This window comes from Sphingomonas sp. FW306-1B-B10E, from assembly GCF_058782005.1.
The window spans coordinates 63,335-81,562 of the sequence record NZ_JBYSXG010000003.1 but is presented as its reverse complement, the minus strand read 5'-3'; the positions used below and the strand labels follow the sequence as shown (position 1 = coordinate 81,562).

The window sequence follows — 18,228 nt, the reverse complement described above, 5'->3', positions numbered from 1 at the left end:
CCGCCCTGGTACCAGCGCTCAATATGCTGCTGCCACCGCCTGGTGGGCACTCGACATCTCTGCTGCCCGGCCCATGATCGACGCGATCGTAAGCGGTGACGCACCGGCGGACTGGGTGGGCGCCTTGCTCGCCGAGGTGCGCATCGCAGACATCGACGACAACAATCTTCATCTGCTGGGTCCGCTCGGTGGGCGCGGCCGCATGATCGGCGAATTGTTCACGCGCTTCTGCCCGCCCGAGAGCTGGCGAATTGGTGCGGACCTGATCATGGCCGCAGTCGCCAATTATCCCCCCGGCGCGCCGCTTACCCGGGAAATCACCTCGATCGCCTTCGGGAATGGCTGGACGACCGTCTCCACCGATCCGGCGCACCCGGACATCGTATTCATCGCCGTCGGAGGCGTGCTGGCGGACGATCGCTCGCTCTGGGCGGTACGCGCAAGCGAGGAGCGCTACCGCAACCTTTTCCACAACATGCCCAGCGCGCTGATCCAGGTGGATTCGCGCGCGATGCGGCCGATCTTCGAGGAATTGCGCCGTCAGGGCGTGACCGACATCGCCCGCTATCTCGACGAGACGCCCGAACTGGCGCTCCGTTCGCGCGACATCGTCAGGGTAACCGACGCCAATCGTAGCGCGATCGAGCTGCTCGGGGCGAAAGACGTCACCCAGATTCTCGGACCGGTCGACTTCGTGTTCGCGGCGTCGCCTGACAGCGCCAAGCGCGTGATCACCGCCCATTTCGAAGAGCAGCGCAACTGGGTCGAGGTAATGAAGCTGCGCACGCTCGACGGCCGGCTACGCGACGTCGAGCTCTCGGTGACCTACCCCACGCCGCCCGAACGGCTGGACGTGACAATCCTCGGCTTTATCGACATCACCGAACGGCTGCGCACCGAGACGCAGCTTCGTCAGCTCGAGGCGGATTACTCGCGCGCCGCACGCATCTCGATGCTCGGCGAGCTCGCCACGTCGATCGCGCACGAGATCAATCAACCTCTTTCGGCAATCGTCACCAATGCCGAGACCAGCCAGCGCTGGCTGTCGCGCGACGACCCCAACCTCGCCAAGGTGCGCCAGCTCACCGCGCGTATCGCCGAAAGCGGGCGTCGCGCGAGCGCCATCGTGCAGCGCATCCGCGGCATGGCGGCGAGGCGTGCGCCGGAGCGTACCCGGCTCGACCTGAGCGCGGTCGTCGAGGAGGCCCTGCTTTTCGTCCGCCACGAGATCGAGTCGCGCTCAATTCAGCTGTCGACTTCGTTCGACGCCGGACTGCCGCACGTCCATGGCGACCGGGTGCAACTACAGCAAGTGGTCGTGAATCTGCTGGTCAACGCCGTGCAGGCGCAGGGCGTTGGCGGCGGGCGGATCGAACTGGAGACCGCCGCGAGCGCGGACAATATGGTGGTCTTCACCATCCGTGACGGCGGCCCCGGCATCGTACCGCAGGACCTTGATCGGATCTTCGGCAGCTTCTTCACCACCAAAGACGATGGCATCGGCATAGGCCTGGCGCTCTGTCAGTCGATCATCGCGGCGCACCAGGGGACGATCACTGCCTTCAACCATCCCGACGGCGGCGCCGTCTTCCAGTTCTCGCTACCCGCCTCGCGGTAACGCCCGGCGGCGCTTGGGGGACTCCGCCGGGCGCCTGCGCGCTCAGCTGCGCAGGAAGGCGAGCAGATCGGCGTTGAACCGGTCCGCATGGGTAGCGGTCAGCCCGTGCGGCAAGCCCGCATAGAAAAGGGTCTGCGCACCCTTGATCAGCTTGGCGGACTTGTAGGCAGAGTCGGCGATCGGAACGATCTGGTCATCGTCGCCGTGCACGATCAGCGTGGGCACGTCGAACTTCGCCAGATCCGCGGTAAAGTCGGTCTCGCTGAAAGCCTTGATGCAGTCATGGGCGTTCTTCAGGCCTGCCTGCATGCTGATCAGCCAGAACTCGTCGAGCAGGCTCTGCGGCACGTTCGCGCCCTCGCGATTGGCGCTGAAGAAGGGGATCGCAAAGTCGCGGTAGAATTGCGAGCGGTTGGCGAGAATGTCGCGGCGCAGCCCGTCGAACACGCTCAGCGGCAGCCCCTCGGGATTGGCCTCGCTCTGCACCATGATCGGAGGGACCGCGCCGAGCAGCACCGCTTTTTTGACGCGTGCGGTGCCGTGCCGGCCGATATAGCGCGCGACCTCGCCGCCGCCGGTCGAGTGGCCGACCATGACGATGTCCTTGAGGTCGAGAGCCGTGAACAGCTCGGCGAGATCATCGGCATAGCCGTCCATGTCGTTGCGCGAAGCAGTCTGGGCCGACTTGCCGTGACCCCGGCGGTCGTGGGCGATGCAGCGATAGCCCTGCTCTGCGAGAAACTGCATCTGGATGCTCCAGGCTTCGGAGCTCAGGGGCCAGCCGTGCGAGAAGGTAACGACCGAGCCTTGGCCCCAGTCCTTGTAATAAAGCTCATGTCCGTCGCTGGTGGTGAACATCGGCACCGTATTTCTCCTTGTGCGCCTGCGCGGACCGCTGCGGCCCGCCTCCCGGCAGGATGGCGCTAAGCGCAAGCAGGGCTGCGCATCGACCGGACCATGGCACTGGCGCGGCCCGCCGCCGGTAGCGGCGATGCTCTCGGTGGGATGGGGCGCACCAACCCTGGCCGCCTTTCTGGGCGACAGATTTACATCCGGCGTGGCCGACCTGCACTTTGGGAGAGGGCCCCCTGCCGATTGATCAGCCTGGCGCATGCCTCGGCATGATGGAGGCGCGGCGCCCGATCCGCGATCCTCCACCACGTGATCCGGGCCATCTCTTCCCATGCCCGGCGATAGAGGATCGAAACATGCGCATCGTCGTAATCGGCGGCACCGGACTCATAGGGTCGAAAGCGGTCTCTCGACTGGAGCAGGAGGGGCACGAGGTGCTCGCCGCGGCGCCGGACACTGGCGTCAACACGCTCACCGGTGAAGGTCTGGACCGCGCTCTTGCCGGCGCCGAAGTCGTGATCGACGTCTCCAACTCGCCGTCGTTCGACGACAAGCCGGCGATGGACTTCTTCCAGACCACCGGGCGCAACATCGCCGCGGCCGAGAAAGCCGCCGGAGTTCGGCATCACGTCGCCTTGTCGGTCGTCGGCACCGACCGACTGCAGGACAGCGGCTATTTCCGCGCCAAGCAGGTTCAGGAATGGCTGATCAAGGATTCCGGCATTCCCTGGACGTTGGTCTACGCTACCCAGTTCTTCGAGTTCCTGCGCGGCATCGCCCAGTCGGCAACCGAAGGTGACACGGTCCGCCTCCCCTCCGCCCGATTCCAGCCGATGGCTGCACAGGACGTCGCGGCAGCGGTGGCAGAGGCAGCGCTAACGGGTCCGCTCGACGATGCGATCGAGGTCGCAGGCCCGGAGATCTTCCGCATCGACGAGTTGGTCGCGCGGGTGCTCGCGCATGACGGCGACCGTCGCCAGGTCGTCGCCGATCCGGAGGCGCTTTATTTCGGCGTCAGGCTCTACGACGACACGCTCCTGCCGGGACCTGCCCCTCGTCTTGGCAGCTCCAGCTTCGACTGGTGGGTCGCCAATGTTCCGCCGCCGGTGAAGCAATGACTGCGCGTCGCGACACGCGCGGCGTGGATGCCTCGGGCTTCCGCCAGGTCAGCTTTTTCTTCGCATCGCTGCTGGGAACGGCCGCGCTCATCAACGGCGCCTATATGCTGATATCGCCCGCCGGATGGTATTTCGCGGTGCCGGGGGTGACCACGACCGGTCCGTTCAACCAGCATTTCATCCGCGACATCGGGATCATCTTCCTGTTCATCGGCACCGCCTTTCTGATCGGGCTGCTCCTGCGCGACTATCGGGTGGTGCTGTGGGGTGGCGCGACGCTGTGGCTCTGCTGCCATGCGCTGTTCCACCTTTGGGAAGTCGCGGCCGGCATCTGCGGCCCCTCCGTCCTCTTGCGCGACTTTCCGGCCGTGTCGCTGCCCGCGCTCATCGGCCTCGTGCTGACGCTCTGGGCGGAGCGCGAGCGTCGCACATCGCATGCGGCAGGCTGACCCCTTTTCCCTGGAACCCTCTGGTTCCCATCCAAGGAGACTATCCGTGACCCCTCGCATGAACATCTTCCAGGTCGCTCCCGAAGGCACCAAAGCGATGATGGCGGTGGAAGCCGCGATCGAGAATAGCGGCCTTGACCATGGCCTGCTCGAGCTCGTCCGACTGCGCGCCTCGCAGATCAACGGCTGCAGCTACTGCATCTACATGCACGTGAAGGATGCGGTGTCGAAGGGCGAGAACCATGCCCGCATCCATGTGCTCGACGGTTGGCGCGACTCGCCGCTGTTCAATGAGCGCGAGCGCGCCGCGCTCAACTGGACCGAGTCGCTCACCCGCGTCTCCAAGACCCATGCCCCGGACGCCGATTATGCGATGCTCCAGGCCCAGTTCAACGAGACCGAGATCGCCTGGCTCACCCTGCTGATCGGCGCGATCAATCTGTGGAATCGGGTCCAGATCGGGCTGAAGGCCGTCCATCCGGTCGAGTCGCCGGCCGCGGCCGCTGCCTGAGCCCCTGCGGCTGCGGGGCACGTCCCCCAGGCCCCGCAGCCGCCCTTCTTCGAGGAACCGCCCGTGAACCCGCATCAGGCCACCGGCACGCCCGTGCCCGAGATACTGCCGCCGCTCGACGCGGTGCCGTTGGAACCCGGCGCTCTCGCGGTGGCGGGCATCGTTCACGATCTCGGCAACCTGATCCAGATCGCCACGTCGGCGATCAACATCGTATTGCGGGCCCCGGGGATGCCGGCCGCGCATACCGGGCCGCTATTGCACCGCGCCCGCCTTTCGCTCGATCACGCCGGCGCGATTGTTCGGCAGAACCTGGCCCGGGTGCACGCGCCGGCGGTCGCGCCATGCGATCTCGCGGCGAGCCTCGCCGATGTCGCAGCCCTGGTCGGAGCGCTGGATGCGCCCGCCCTGCGCCTGGAAATCGAGGCCGCGCGGGACCTGCCGATCGCGCTATGCGACGGGGTGGGGCTGCGCCGCGCTTTGCTGAATCTCGTTCTCAATGCCCGCGACGCCATGGCGGGCAACGGCACGGTGCGGATCGAGGTGCGACCCGGCCACGCGACGGTCGATCTGCTTGTCGTCGATCACGGTATCGGGATGAGCCCCGACGCAATCGCCCGGGCCTTCGATCCGCGCTTCACCACCAAGCGGGATGGCCTGGGCGGGATAGGGCTACCGATGGTCGCGGCCTTTGCCCGCAGTGCCGGCGGTACCGTCCGGATCGATAGCGCGCCCGGTATCGGCACTGCGGTGACGCTGCGCGTGCCCGTCGCCCCACCCGAAGACGTCAACGAGGAGATCTGACCATGAAGCTCTATTATGCGCCCGGCGCCTGCAGTCTGTCCGGCCGGATCTCGCTGCACGAGGCGGGCCTGCCGGCGGAGTTCGAGCGGGTCGACATCAAGACCAAGACCACCGAGCTCGGCGAGGATTATCTAGCGATCAATCCGAAGGGCTATGTCCCGCTGCTGGTGCTCGACGAAGGCGAGGCGCTCAGCGAGAATGTCGCAATCCTCGCACATATCGCCGACCGCCATCCCGCGCTCGGACCAGGGGGCCCGCTCGGCCGCATCCGGCTGATCGAGATGCTGTCGTGGCTGTCGACCGAGCTCCATGTCGCGTTCAAGCCCTTCTGGCATTCGCAGGACCCGGCAGAGCGCGCCGCTGCGAGAAGGGCGGTGGCCGACCGCCTCGCGCTCATCGAGGCGCAGATCAATGAGCTCTATCTGTTCGGCCCGCGCTTCACCGTGGCAGATGCCTATCTGTTCGTCATGCTGCGCTGGGCGGTGGCCTTCGACGTACCCCTCTCGCCCCAGATGATCGGCTATTTCGAAAGGGTCGCTGAGCGGGAGACCGTCCGTCGCGCTCTGGCTGAGGAAGGGCTGGCGCCACCTCTTCCGGCGATCGACGCCGCCTCATTCGAGGGCCTCGTATGAAGATCGTGGTGATCGGCGGCAGCGGCCGCATCGGCACACGCCTCGTGCGCAATCTGCGTCAGGCGGATCTTCGGGTGTTCGAGGTCGCGCCGCGCTTCGGCGTGGATACCGTGACCGGACTCGGGCTCGACGACGCGCTAGGCGATGCGGAGATCGTCATCGACGTGTCCAATTCGCCGTCCCTCGACGGAGCGGCCGCGCTGCGCTTTTTCGAGGCGTCGAGCCGCAATCTGCTCGCGGCAGCGCGACGTGCCGGGGTGCGCCACCACGTCGTGCTCTCGATCGTCGGTGTCGATCGTCTCGCTGCCAGCAATTACTTCCGCGCCAAGCGGATCCAGGAGGAGATGGCGGCGGACTCCGGCATTCCCTTCACGCTCCTGCGCTCTACGCCGTTCTTCGAGTTCATTGCCGATGTAGTGCAGGACGGCACGGCCCGCGACATCCCGATAGCGCCGGCTTTCGTCCAGCCGATCGCCGGCGAGGAGCTGGCCGACCTGCTCGCCGACGCCGCCTTCAGCGATCCCGCAGGCGGAGTTATCGAGGTTGCAGGCCCCGACCGCCTCCGCCTCGATGAGGTCGCGGCCGAGATCGCGACTGCGCACGAAGACGGGCGCCGCATCGTTCCCGACATGGGTGCGCGCTACCTGGGCGCTGAGCTCTCCGAGGATTGCCTGCTCCCGGGCCCGGATGCCCGCATCGCGACCCTACGCTTCGACGACTGGCTGCGCGACAGCCTCCAACCCTTCCGCATCCCGATCACTCAACGCTGATCTTCTCGAGGAGACTTCCATGCGTCTTTCCACGCTGCTGCTTCCCGCAGCACTCCTGCTCGCAGGCACCGCGACTGCCCACGACACCTCGCCCCCCGAGAAGCCCGTGATCGTGCTCGTGCACGGCGCCTTTGCGGAATCCGCGAGTTGGGAGGCGGTCATCACGCGACTGGAGCGGGATGGCTACACGGTCATCGCGGCCGCCAACCCCTTGCGCGGCGTCGCAAGGGACGCGGCTACCGTGGCCAGCATCGTCAAGTCGGTCAAAGGGCCGGTGGTGCTTGTCGGGCACAGCTATGGCGGTCCGGTGATCACGGAGGCGGCGAACGGCAACGGCAACGTGAAGGCGCTCGTCTACGTTGCGGGGTTCGCGCCCGACACGGGCGAGTCCAGCCTCACGCTGTCCGCCAAATTCCCCGGCAGCACGCTCGGCGATGCCTTGTACCCGATCGCGCTGCCCGACGGTGACGAAGACCTCTACATCCGAGCCGACAAGTTCCACGCCCAATTCGCCGCCGACGTGCCCGCCGCCCAGGCCGCGGAAATGGCTGCGACACAGCGCCCCGTCACCTTGTCGGCACTGGGAGAGCCTTCGCGCGTCGCCAGCTGGAAAGAGCTGCCTTCCTACATGATCTACGGCACCGCCGACCGGAACATCCCGGCAGCAGTGATGAAGTTCATGGCCGAGCGCGCGCATGCCCGCAGGACGGTCGAGATCGCCGGCGCCTCGCATGCGCTGATGGTCTCGCACCCGGGCGAGGTCGCAGCGCTGATCGAAGAAGCGGCGGCCGGCAAGTGAGCGTGGAATCGGTCACGCGCGAAGCGGTGCTTCACGCGCTGTACGAGGCGGCGGAGCTCGAGCACAATCTGATGTGCACCTATCTCTATGCCGCCTTCAGCCTGAAGAATGGCGAGGCGGAAGGACTGAGCGCGTCCGAGGCCGAAGCGGTGACGCGCTGGCGCCGCGCCATCCTCGGCGTCGCCGTCGACGAGATGAGCCATCTGGTGGCCGTGTGGAACATCACCTCGGCGCTTGGGGGTACGCCGCGCTTCGGCCGCACGAATTTCCCCCTCGAGCCCGGATACCTGCCGGCCAACATCGTCGTGCGGCTCGCGCCCTTCGACGAGGACGTGATCCAGCACTTCATCTATCTTGAACGACCCGATCCCTCCGAGGAGCCCGACGGGAACGGCTTTGCCGCGCCTGCGCCGGAAGTTCGAACCCCGGCAGCATTTCGCCTGACCCCGACCGGTTTCGACTATGCGACGATCGGCGACTTCTACCAACGCCTCGAAACCGAGCTGCGTAGGCTGGTGGAAGATCTCGGCGAGCACACCGTCTTCTGCGGCGATCCAGCCCTGCAGCTGAGCGCCGCCGAGAACCGCCTTAAGGGTGCGACGGTCGTCACCGATCTCGACAGCGCGCTGGCAGCGCTCGCGGAAATCGTTGTCGAAGGGGAGGGCGCGCCCGAGCATCGCGAGAACTCACATTTCGCACGCTTCCAGGCAGTCCGGACCGAGTTAAGACAACTCCAGACCGCGAACCCTGCATTCGCGCCCGCGCATGCCGCCGCAGTCAATCCCGTCCTGCGCAAGCCGCCACATCCAGAGGGTAAGGTCTGGCTCGAAAATGCAGAGGCCATCGCCGCGGTCGACGCCGCCAATGCGACCTATGTTCTCGCATTGCGCCTTCTGGCCGGCGCCTACGCGGTGCCCCGCCCGGATCCGCGCAAAACGCTCTTCGTCAGCGCCGCCGTCGCCCTGATGCACGCCATCGGTGCGTTGGGCGAGCGTGCCGCGAGGCTTCCTGCAGGTCCGGCGAACCGGGAGTACAACGCCGGGATGTCGTTCACTGCACCGCGGGAAGCGTCACCATTCCCGCAAAGCCCGGCCACGATCGGGATCTATGCCGAGCGCCTTGATCAGGTGGCAGCGGCTATCAAAGATATGGATCCGATGGATCCCAGGTGCGCGCACGCGCGGCAGATCGTGAAGGATCAGGCAGACCGCCTCCGAGCGGCGTTGGCCCCGGTTTGATGAGAGGACGATGATCCTGAGAACGAAGCGAACGCCGGCGTTCAATTGGACCGGACGCTGCGCTTCGGGTTCGCAATTTAGTAGAAGCCCACGGGCCAGCATCGTCCTTGTGTCGGTCGTTCACATCCCTGCCAAGGCAAGACGATAAACGGCCGGTTCCGGGGGGCGCCGAAACGAAGCTGAACGACCAGGATTGGGCGCGTAGCTGCCACACGAGCTTCATGAACGAACGTCCGCTTTCGTCGCTGCAGCGCCCGAAAGCAGACCGGCCGCTATCCCCCCATGGTGGCCATCCTAGCTGCATGAACAAGCGGCGGCTTTCGCGACTGAGTGCCGGGCCAGTGAGTGACGGGGATTGCGCGCTAAGCGGAATCTCCCAGCGCCCAAATGGCTGTCCGTCCGCGTTGACTCGCTGATACGAAGTCGGTCGAGCGGCACCGCATCCCACTTGCCAATCTGGCCATGCCTGCCAGAGTCGGATCAGACATGCGAACCGATCTCGATCATTTGCCCCAGGCGAAGCAGCGCGAACTCGCGCTGCTGGTGCGTATTCTGTTCGAAGAATTCGCCGAGATTTCTGCGCGAACGACCGACCCGAAAAGGAAAGCGGCGCGAATCCTCAAGCTGGTGCTGTACGGATCGTATGCGCGGGGAGACTGGGTCGATGATCCGATTGGCGGCTATCATTCGGACTATGACATCCTCGTGGTCGTCAACGATGAGCGGCTTACGGACATCACCGAATATTGGGCGGCAGCCGACGACCGGTTGATGCGCGAAGTGACCATAGCGCAGGCGCTCAGCGCGCCGGTCAACTTCATCGTCCACACGCTCAGGGACGTAAATGGGCAGCTCGAGCGCGGGCGGCCATTTTTTGTAGACATCCTCAAGCAAGGGATCGCGCTCTACGAGGCCGAAGAGAACCCATTTGCGGCACCACGAAATCTTCCTCCGGAAGATGCCGCGGCCGAAGCCAGACAACATTTCGAGCGCTGGTTTCTCAGTGCGGTTGATTTTGCTCGGCTAGGCGAGCTCGCGGAAGCAGAAAGTATGCAGAACAAGGCTGCCTTTTTGCTTCATCAGGCGGCAGAACACTTCTATCACTGCGTTCTGCTGGTGCTAACGCTGTACAGTCCAAAGTCGCATCGTCTCAACTTCCTTCGCTCACTCGCTGAAGATATTGCGCCTACGTTAATCGAGGCATGGCCACGCGACGACAAAGACAGCCGGCGCCGCTTCGAGCTGCTCCGGCAGGCATATGTGAACGCGCGCTACTCCCCGCACTACAAGATCACCTCCGAAGAGCTGACCTGGCTCGGCGAGCGTGTCGCGGTGCTCCGCGACCTGGTCCGGGCGGTCTGCGAAGAGCGGCTTGCGCGCGACTGACGGCGCCCCCCTAATGGCGTGCTGCCTTCGCGCAAAGTTTGCGACGAACCCTTGTCCTCGAGACAGCCTTATGACTTCACGCGGGCGCTCTGATCAGCTCCTCGCACCACGCTTTTCGCCGCAACACCAGGACTATCAAAGTCCGCCCCCAGCGGCGTCTAGCCGGCGGCAACGCCGCAGCACAAGAAGGCTCACCGGCAGAGCGGGCGGAGCAGCGGCGTCGAACCGGGCTTCGAGCATCGGACGGCAATTGTCGACCGCGCCGAAACCGGGCGCGCCGCCCGCCCGCGTCGCCGGAGTGCCGCGGGGCCGTGATCTGGCGCCGCACTCTGCCCGGCGCGCAGCGCCGGCAGTCTGGGTCCTCAGCCCCGCTCTTTATCTAAGGCGGCGCTGGACGCGCCGAGGCACGGGGGGCCAGGGCATGCCCGCGGTAGTCGCTTCTCAACTGCCCTCGATAGCGACGCGAGGCCAGCCCATTTTCATAGCGATGACCGCCTCCGACGATGCCCGATGCAGTTGACCGTCCCACGCCCGATCGGCGTGACCTTCGTCCAATCGGTCGCCGGCGTTTCCGCCAATCCCTTCGCCCACACCGCATAGCGCTTGGCCATCTCGTCACCAAAGGCGCGGCGGTCGCGCGGCGTCTTCAGCAACTCGCAATTATTGTCTACGGTGGCGGCGACATCGGAGGATCGAGCGGATCACATGCGGACGGACGAAGCCGCCCTGCCCGCGCGCATCGGCATCCAGGCCGATCACCAGATCGAGCACCGCGTCAAACAGCCGCTTGGCATAGTCCGCCTCGCTCGCCTCGGGTCACGCTAAGGTGTCAGTCATGTGTTCGCTCCAATTCGTTGAACGCCATGCAAATGCTCTGGAGATGGATCACCCGGCAGCGCCGAGACATCGCGCACGTAGAACGTCCTTGGCGCCGCATTCGCCGTCATTGCCGCAGGCCGTGCGATGCGGCTCAGCTACGCGGACGATCGTCCTAGCAGCCCTCAGATGCCAGGCGCATCGCGACCGCGACCGACATGATCTGCTATTCGATGTCCCATCGCCCCGCCGAGGCCAATGCCCCCTGCCGGTCCGACCCTTGTCTAGACGGCGTGTGCGACCGCGAGCGCCCTACGGTCTGGGCCGTGGACGCCGGCTCGGTCACAGTGCCAGCGCGAGCTGGTCGGGATGCGGTTCCGGCGCGAAGCCGTCCTCGAGCCGTTCCAGCACTGTCTCGGCCAAGGCTTGCGCGGCGCGCTGGCGCAGGCGCGGATCGCGTACCGTGAGGCCAATCTGCGCCCAGGCGGGCGCCGCGAGGATGGCGGCTGTCAGCGCCGAGGATGATGCGACTCGTTCCATACGTCTTTTTAGAACGAAAAGTGAACGACAGGAAAGAGGGGCGTTGCTGCCTGAGGGCCGAGGAAGAAAAGCACCCCAAGCCCCGTCCCCAACTCGCGGCTCCCGAATGGCCCTGGCGACGATGTGGCGTGCACCCGTTGCGCGCCCGAGAGGGCGGCCGGCTCGGCCCTGCGGTTTTGCGGCGGGGAGGAGCGTCCCCGCCCCGCCGTTCACTCAATCGCGCAGATACTGGCGGACCTTGTCCGCCGACGAACCGACCGCGTCCACCGCCTGCTGCAGGCGTTCCCGGGTCACGCCGAGCGCCACGGTCCAGTAGCGCACTTCATGATCCTCGCCCATCGCGATCCGGTCGCGATCGGGCGATCCGACCTTCCTGCTATCGTCACCCATCACGCTTTCTCCATCGTTGCGATGAGAAAACGCCGGATACCCGCCGCGTTTCCTTAGAAGCGCTGGCGCGCAAGAGGAGACGATGCCCGTTGAGGAGCGAACACCGCGACAGGCGCGTTCGCGCGGCTTCGCCCGCCGGACCGCCGCGCACGGCAGCCCGCGTGCGAGCGCCGTCAAGAGACCAGGCGGAGATAGCCGCCATCGCGCAACGCCTCTCCTTGACGAACGAGGCGGCGGACCCGCGAGCGCAGAAAGTCGGCGCCGTCGCGCCAGTCCTCGACGGCGCTGTGCCCGAACAGCGCACGCGCGATGTCGCGGTGGCTGGCGCCCGCCTGCCGCGCATCGATCGTCCGCAGCAGCGCGATCCAGCGATCCGCGCGCGGATCGCGCGGAAACAGCTCCGCCGGCATCCGCCCGAGCCGCCACAGGCCGGCGAGTCGCCGCAGGGTGAGGAGCTTGGGCTCGAGGTCGTGCAGCCCCTCGATCGCATAGCGCAGGCGCACCGGACCGCTCAGTAGCGCACCGCTGCGCAGCGACAAATGGATCTGCCGGGCGCCCTCGCCTAGAACCAGCTGCTGGGCGGCACCCGGTACCGTCAGCAGCTGCACATCGATGGCGAGGCGCCGCAGGTCGAGACTGTCGCGGTCACCCGCGGGCGCAGCAAGAGCGTCCACCGTCACCACCCCGCGATCAACTTCCTCGCGCCACATCGGGCAGGCCGTGCCGGCGTCGTGCTCGGGATCCTCGCGGAAAGCTCAGCCCCCACCGCGCCGCACCTCCCGGCGGCGCCTCGACCGCGAGGAGGCGCAAACCGCGTGCCCGCCGGACAGGGGGCGCCTCGCCAACATCGGCGCGGTAGCGCGGATTGCGGCGCAGAAACTCCCAGGCAAAAGCCTGGCGAGGAAGCGTCAGCAACGGCCGATAATCGGCCGCGTCCCGCCAGTCCGGCCCGATCTTCGAAGGCACGCAATGCCTCGCTATCCGCCTCGCTAAGGGGCCAGCAGAGCATGGCCCAGGACCGTTGTCGCGGCACGCGCCGAGTCGCCGCGCGATCTCGGCGCCGCCCGCAAGGATCTGCGCGAGATTCGGCAAATTCCGGGTAGTGAACCGGCAAATTCCCTCGCGACGCAGGGTCCCGCCTGCCGCAGGCGTGGCAACAGACGGGCAAGGATGGCGATTCGCGCGATGCTGCCGGGTTGCGGCGGGGGATCGGCGCGGGCACGCTCGAGGGGTCGGGTGCCGTGAAACAGCGCCGGTCCGGGAGCCGGGGTAATGGCAGCGGACCGTCCGCAACTAGCGGGCCTTTGCACGAAGGTTCCAACACCCGACCCCCTCCCCGCGCTCGCCTGCCATTTGCCAAGCGCCGGCGGCTGGGACAGCATGGTCCTGCCGCCGACGCATCGGCGGCAGGGGCGTGGAAACCCCTGTGCAAGACCGGCGCGTCCCGCGCGCCTTCTGCGCGGAGACGCGTGCGCGAGCGTCGGCGAATAGCCGGCCGCCGCGCCTGCATGGGATTCCTTGAGCAGCAAAGCCGCCCCCGGACAGGGAGTGGAGCCATGGCGGGCGCGGATCCGCGAGCGGAGCAGGACAGGCAGGCGGACGCGGCGCGGCGTCGGTTGATCCTCGACGCGCTCTATCGACGCCACGCCGGCTGGCTCGGCCGGGCGCTCGCCTGGCGGCTGCGCGCAACGCCGCTCGAGGTCGACGATCTCGTCCAGGAAACCTATCTGCGCGCGGCGCGCTACTCGCCGGAGGAAGCGCAGCGCCACCCCCGCGCGCTGCTGCTGCGCATCGCGGTCAACCTGGCGCGCGACCAAATGCGGCGCAACAGCGTGCGCGGTGGGCTTGCCGACCCGATCGACACGCTGGACGAGGTCAGGCTCGGCCGTATCGAGCCCGAGCAGCATGCGGCGCTGGCGATGAAGCAGGCGATCCTCGCTTTGCCGCCGATTTACCGCGATGTCTTCGTACTGAGCCGCTTTACCGGTTTGACCTATGAGGAGATCGCGAGCCATGTTGGCGTCTCGGTGAAAACGGTCGAGTGGCGGATGGGCCGGGCGCTGGCGATGTGCGCGGCGACGCTGCGCGACTGAAGAGCGAAGCCTATGGGGACGGACGAGATGCGCGCGGACGAGCAGGCTGGCCAATGGCTGGCCCGGCTCAACACGCGCTCAGTCACCACCGAGGAGCTCGAGGAATTCTACGCCTGGCGCAGACTGCCGGGAAATGCCGAGCGCTATGCCCGCCTCGAAGCCATGTGGCGGCAATCGCGGGTGCTCGGCGACGATCCGGATTTGGCCGCCGCGGTCCACGACGCGCTCGAGCGGCCGCGGCTCGGCAGCCGGGGCTGGCGGCCGAGCCGCCCCGCCGTGGCTCGGTGCTTGCCGGCGCGGCGGCGGTTCCGGTCGCGGCGAGCGCCGGCTGGCTGCTGCTCGGCCGGGGCCGCTCCTACGAGACCGCTATCGGCGAGCAATTGCTGGTCCGCCTGGCCGACGGGTCGCGCATTCGCCTCAACACGGACAGCGCGCTCCGCGTGCACCAGGGCAATGGTAGCCGCCGCGTCACGCTCGATCGCGGCCAGGCCTTTTTCGAAGTCCGCCATGACCCCGAGCGACCGTTCGAAGTGCTGGCCCGCGACATGGTGGTCCGCACGCTGGGTACCCAGTTCGACGTCCGCCGCGCACTCGCGCAGATCGCGGTCGTGCTCGCCCAGGGCGCGGTGCTCGTCGCCGGCGGCCGCGATGGCCGCGATACACGGCTGACGCGCCCCGGCGAGCGCGCGACGCTGCTGGCGGACGGCACGATGCAGGCCGCCATGGTGGATCTCGAGGCCGCAACCTGCTGGACTTCGGGCCGGCTGATCTTCCGCAGCACGCCGCTTGCCCAGGCAATCGCCGAAGCCAATCGCTATAGCGAAGAGCGTATCCGCCTCGGCGATGCAAGCCTGGCGGATGCCAAGGTCGACGGCACGTTCGAGACCGGCGATATTGCCAGCTTCGTCGCTGCGGTGTCCGGATTGTTCTCGCTGCAAGCAAAGCGCACGAAAAACGCTATCCTTCTCACGCGCGGCTGAGCCACGCTTCTGGCGAAATAAATGGCGAGCCGCAATTAGGGTCGCGCCCGCACCAGCGCGTTACTTCATCGATCGCGGCTCGATTGCGCGATTTGGGTGAACGGCCGGCAACCCCGGCTCGCGGGGAGAAGGTCATGGGGGATAAAGACAAGATCGTCGGGGGCAAGCGATCGGTGCTGCTAGCGGGTCTCGCTGGCGCGGCGGTGATCGTCACCGCTGCGCCGGCCGAGGCGACACAACAGGTCCGCGCGTTCGACATCGCGGCAGGGCCGCTCGGCGACGCGCTCGCCGCTTATGCACGCATCACTCGCCGCCAGCTGCTCTATTCGAGCACGCTGGTCTCAGGGCGCCGGGCGGGCGCGCTCCATGGCAGGTTCTCGGACGATCAGGCGCTCCGGCGGCTGCTCGACGGCAGCGGGATCGAAGTGCGTCAGGCGGGCAAGGCATTCATCCTGGTGCGGCGCCCCACCCCGCAGCCGCAATCCGCGGCGGTGCGGCCCCGCGCCAAGCCGCGCGCGGCACGGTCGCAGCCCGCGCCGGCCGCAAGGCGGGCGGGCGCGGACGCCGCAGCGCAGGAAAGCGACGAGACCGTGGTCGTGACGGGCTCGAACATCCGCGGCATCTCGGAAGGCGCCTCCCAGGTGATCGTGGTCGACCGAAGCGAAATCGAGCGCGCCGGACATGGGACTGTCGGCGACGCGATCGCGGCGCTGCCGCAGAATTTCGGCGGCACCGGCACCGAAGACACCAGCCTCACCGCCGCGGACCAGACCACGCAGAATATCGGCCTCGGCACCAGCGCCAATTTGCGCGGGCTCGGTAGCGATGCCACGCTGATCCTGGTCAATGGCCGGCGCATGCCGGGCTCGGGCGGCCAGGCGGACTTCACCGACATCTCGCTGATCCCGCTCGCCGCGGTCGAGCGGGTCGAGGTCCTCACCGACGGCGCCTCCGCCCTGTACGGCTCCGACGCAGTCGGCGGCGTGATCAACATCATCTTGCGCAAGTCGCTGGAAGGCGGCGAGAGCCGCCTCCGGCTCGGCACCACCACGCGCGGCGGCGCCGGGGAGGTCCAGGCCGGTCAGGTGCTTGGGGTCCGCTGGGCGGGTGGGCACCTGCTTGCAGCGTACGAATATATGCATCGCAGCCGGCTGCGCGCGGACCAGCGGGCGTTCACCCGATCCGCCGACTTGCGTCCACTCGGCGGAAGCGACTGGCGCTCCTATTTCGCAACACCGGGCACCTTGCTGGCGATCAGCCCGGCGGGATCGCTGGTGCCGGCCTTCGCAATCGCGCCGACGAAGAATGGCGTCGGGCTGACGCCCTCCGACTTCACGCCGGGCCAGAATTATTCGAACTTCCGCGAGGGCACCGACGTGCTGCCGCGCCAGGATCGCCACAGCGTCTATCTCTCCGGCGCGCAGCAGCTGAGTGGCGAAGTCGAACTGTTTACCGAAGCGCGCTATGCGCGGCGCGACTTCGAGAGCTTCGGCCAGGCGACGACGACCTTGGCGCAGGTCACGCCCCGCAACCCCTATTTCTACAGCCCGACCGGTGCACCCTCCGCGCTCATCGGCTATTCGTTTCTCCGCGAAATCGGCCCGATCCGCCAGCCGGGCAGCGTCGACAGCTGGAGCGTCACCGCCGGGGCGACGCTGCGCCCACTGGCAGATTGGCGCGTCGAGGCCTATGCGACCCGCGCGCGCGAGTTCACCCGCACGGCCTATGCCAACATCGTCAACACCAGCCTGTTCGCGGAAGCGGTCGGCACCGTGCCCGACGACCCCGCCACGCCGTTCAATCCGGCGATCGACGGCTATTTCAATCCCTATGGCAACGGGTCTGCCAATAGCGCACGGATACTCGACTTCATCCGCCAGGGCTTCGCGCACAATCGCACGACTAGCCGGCTGACGACGATCAACATCAAGGCTGACGGAAAATTGTTCGCCTTGCCAGGCGGTAACGTGAAGGTCGCGGTGGGTGCCAACTTCCGACGCGAGGGGTTCGGCCGCAGCGGCGAGAATTACTTCTCGGGTACCCACCCCACGCCGCTCGGCGACACCGATATAGGCCGGTCGGTCGGTGCCGGCTTCGCCGAGCTTGCCCTCCCCTTGTTCGGAGAAGCCAATGCCCGTGCCGGAATGCGCCGGCTGCAGCTGTCCGCCGCGCTGCGTCACGAGCGATATAGCGACTTCGGCAGCACCACCAATCCCAAGCTCGGCCTGATCTGGGAGCCGGCCAAGGGACTGTTGGTTAAGGCGAGCTACGGCACCTCCTATCGCGCGCCGGTGCTGCGCGAGGTGCGCGACGCGGTGCAAGTCTCCTACGTCCAGCTGCGCGATGCGGCAGGCGTGCTCACGCCGGTCGTCACGCTGTTCGGCGGCAATCCGCGCCTGCGGCCGGAAACTGCGAAGACGCTCAGCTTCAATACCCGCTACGTGCCCGATTGGGCGCCGCGCTGGCGCGCCGAGGCGACCTGGTTCCAGACGGATTTCCGCAACCGGATCGAGCGCCCGGCCGCGGACAATCTCAGCGAGGCGCTGTCGGATGCGATCTATTCGCCCTATATCACGCGCGTCGACCCGGCGCACGACCCGGCCGACCGCGCGCGGCTGATCGCCCTGATCGACGATCCGGGCTCGCTGATCAAAGGCTATTTCCCGCCCGAATTCTACCGGGCGATCCTCGACGGACGACTGGTCAATTCCGCCCAATTGCGCGTGCGGGGGATCGATCTGCTCGTCGCAGGCGACCTCGCGCTGGGCGGCGGTGCCGCATCGCTCAGCCTCAATGTTTCGCACATGCTCGACTACCAGCGCCGGATTACGCCCAAGGCGGCGCTGGTCGAGCGCGTCGGCACCTTGTCCAATCCCCCGGCTTGGCGGCTGCGCGGCACGCTCGGATACGATCGCGGAGCATGGGGCGGCTCGGCGACGATCAATCATGTCGCCGGCTATCTCGACGATGTCAGCAATCCGACGCGCGCGGTCGGGAGCTGGACGACGCTCGACGCGCAGATCCGCTTCGCGCCGGCGACGATGCGCGATGCCGGTTGGAGCGTCGCGCTCAGCGCACAGAACCTGCTGGACGCGGATCCGCCCTTTGTCGATCAGTTGACCGGGTTTGGCTACGGCGCGGCGAGCGCCGACCCGCTGGGCCGTTTCGTCTCGCTGCAGATCGTCAAGCGATGGTGACCCCGGCCTAATCCCTCCAGCTTTCGGAACTTCTG

General features: G+C 67.1%; 18 protein-coding genes. 13 read left to right on the top strand and 5 right to left on the bottom strand.

What is annotated here, in order from left to right:
- The first annotated feature begins 73 nt into the window (after window positions 1-73).
- A complete protein-coding gene (locus AC3WJI_RS02220) occupies window positions 74-1,618 on the top strand; it encodes a sensor histidine kinase (protein ID WP_492755603.1) in 1,545 nt (514 codons plus the stop codon).
- A gap of 42 nt (window positions 1,619-1,660) precedes the next feature.
- Here the strand turns inward: AC3WJI_RS02220 and AC3WJI_RS02215 are convergent, their stop codons facing one another.
- A complete protein-coding gene (locus tag AC3WJI_RS02215) occupies window positions 1,661-2,482 on the bottom strand; it encodes an alpha/beta fold hydrolase (RefSeq protein WP_492755602.1) in 822 nt (273 codons plus the stop codon).
- A 344-nt stretch (window positions 2,483-2,826) separates the two neighbouring features.
- Here AC3WJI_RS02215 and AC3WJI_RS02210 point away from each other — a divergent pair, with 344 nt between their 5' ends.
- The 9 genes from AC3WJI_RS02210 (at window position 2,827) to AC3WJI_RS02170 (ending at window position 10,177) form a co-directional block, all read left to right on the top strand.
- Window positions 2,827-3,588 carry an SDR family oxidoreductase gene (locus AC3WJI_RS02210; protein ID WP_492755601.1) on the top strand — a complete coding sequence of 254 codons (762 nt, stop codon included), beginning with the start codon at window positions 2,827-2,829 and terminating at the stop codon, window positions 3,586-3,588.
- Window positions 3,585-4,037: a hypothetical protein gene (locus AC3WJI_RS02205; protein WP_492755600.1), complete on the top strand. Its 453-nt coding sequence runs from the start codon at window positions 3,585-3,587 to the stop codon at window positions 4,035-4,037. Before AC3WJI_RS02210 ends, AC3WJI_RS02205 begins: the two co-directional genes overlap by 4 nt.
- A 46-nt stretch (window positions 4,038-4,083) precedes the next feature.
- Window positions 4,084-4,548, top strand: coding sequence for a carboxymuconolactone decarboxylase family protein (locus AC3WJI_RS02200; RefSeq protein ID WP_492755599.1), 465 nt, complete (start codon window positions 4,084-4,086; stop codon window positions 4,546-4,548).
- 63 nt (window positions 4,549-4,611) lie between these two features.
- Complete coding sequence (locus AC3WJI_RS02195) at window positions 4,612-5,352, top strand: sensor histidine kinase (RefSeq protein ID WP_492755598.1); 741 nt, start codon at window positions 4,612-4,614, stop codon at window positions 5,350-5,352.
- A gap of 2 nt (window positions 5,353-5,354) precedes the next feature.
- On the top strand, window positions 5,355-5,984 hold the full coding sequence (locus AC3WJI_RS02190; RefSeq protein ID WP_492755597.1) for a glutathione S-transferase N-terminal domain-containing protein: 630 nt from the start codon (window positions 5,355-5,357) through the stop codon (window positions 5,982-5,984).
- A gap of 5 nt (window positions 5,985-5,989) precedes the next feature.
- On the top strand, window positions 5,990-6,754 hold the full coding sequence (locus AC3WJI_RS02185; RefSeq protein WP_492755596.1) for an SDR family oxidoreductase: 765 nt from the start codon (window positions 5,990-5,992) through the stop codon (window positions 6,752-6,754).
- Window positions 6,755-6,773: 19 nt separating this feature from the next.
- Window positions 6,774-7,553, top strand: coding sequence for an alpha/beta fold hydrolase (locus AC3WJI_RS02180; RefSeq protein ID WP_492755595.1), 780 nt, complete (start codon window positions 6,774-6,776; stop codon window positions 7,551-7,553).
- Window positions 7,550-8,791, top strand: a complete 1,242-nt coding sequence (locus tag AC3WJI_RS02175) for a ferritin-like domain-containing protein (protein ID WP_492755594.1) — start codon at window positions 7,550-7,552, stop codon at window positions 8,789-8,791. Before AC3WJI_RS02180 ends, AC3WJI_RS02175 begins: the two co-directional genes overlap by 4 nt.
- Before the next feature lie 486 nt (window positions 8,792-9,277).
- On the top strand, window positions 9,278-10,177 hold the full coding sequence (locus tag AC3WJI_RS02170; RefSeq protein ID WP_492755593.1) for a HEPN domain-containing protein: 900 nt from the start codon (window positions 9,278-9,280) through the stop codon (window positions 10,175-10,177).
- A gap of 1,158 nt (window positions 10,178-11,335) precedes the next feature.
- On the opposite strand, the gene AC3WJI_RS02165 is transcribed toward AC3WJI_RS02170, so the two are convergent.
- The 4 genes from AC3WJI_RS02165 to AC3WJI_RS02150 form a co-directional block, all read right to left on the bottom strand.
- The gene (locus AC3WJI_RS02165; protein ID WP_492755592.1) at window positions 11,336-11,533 is read right to left on the bottom strand and encodes a DUF6771 family protein; all 198 of its coding nucleotides are present in this window, start codon (window positions 11,531-11,533) and stop codon (window positions 11,336-11,338) included.
- Window positions 11,534-11,746: 213 nt separating this feature from the next.
- Complete coding sequence (locus tag AC3WJI_RS02160) at window positions 11,747-11,923, bottom strand: DUF3606 domain-containing protein (protein WP_492755591.1); 177 nt, start codon at window positions 11,921-11,923, stop codon at window positions 11,747-11,749.
- 173 nt (window positions 11,924-12,096) lie between these two features.
- Window positions 12,097-12,597, bottom strand: coding sequence for a DNA -binding domain-containing protein (locus tag AC3WJI_RS02155; RefSeq protein ID WP_492755590.1), 501 nt, complete (start codon window positions 12,595-12,597; stop codon window positions 12,097-12,099).
- Window positions 12,598-12,613: 16 nt separating this feature from the next.
- Entirely contained in the window at window positions 12,614-12,889 is a 276-nt protein-coding gene (locus AC3WJI_RS02150; RefSeq protein WP_492755589.1) for a transcriptional regulator domain-containing protein, read from the bottom strand.
- A gap of 590 nt (window positions 12,890-13,479) precedes the next feature.
- On the opposite strand from AC3WJI_RS02150, the gene AC3WJI_RS02145 reads away from it, so the two are divergent.
- The 3 genes from AC3WJI_RS02145 (at window position 13,480) to AC3WJI_RS02135 (ending at window position 18,193) form a co-directional block, all read left to right on the top strand.
- Window positions 13,480-14,016 carry an RNA polymerase sigma factor gene (locus AC3WJI_RS02145; protein WP_492755588.1) on the top strand — a complete coding sequence of 179 codons (537 nt, stop codon included), beginning with the start codon at window positions 13,480-13,482 and terminating at the stop codon, window positions 14,014-14,016.
- Between the two features lie 284 nt (window positions 14,017-14,300).
- Window positions 14,301-14,996 (top strand): FecR family protein, encoded by a 696-nt coding sequence (locus AC3WJI_RS02140; protein WP_492755587.1) that lies wholly within the window; start codon window positions 14,301-14,303, stop codon window positions 14,994-14,996.
- Between the two features lie 134 nt (window positions 14,997-15,130).
- The gene (locus AC3WJI_RS02135; RefSeq protein ID WP_492755586.1) at window positions 15,131-18,193 is read left to right on the top strand and encodes a TonB-dependent receptor domain-containing protein; all 3,063 of its coding nucleotides are present in this window, start codon (window positions 15,131-15,133) and stop codon (window positions 18,191-18,193) included.
- Window positions 18,194-18,228 lie beyond the last annotated feature (35 nt).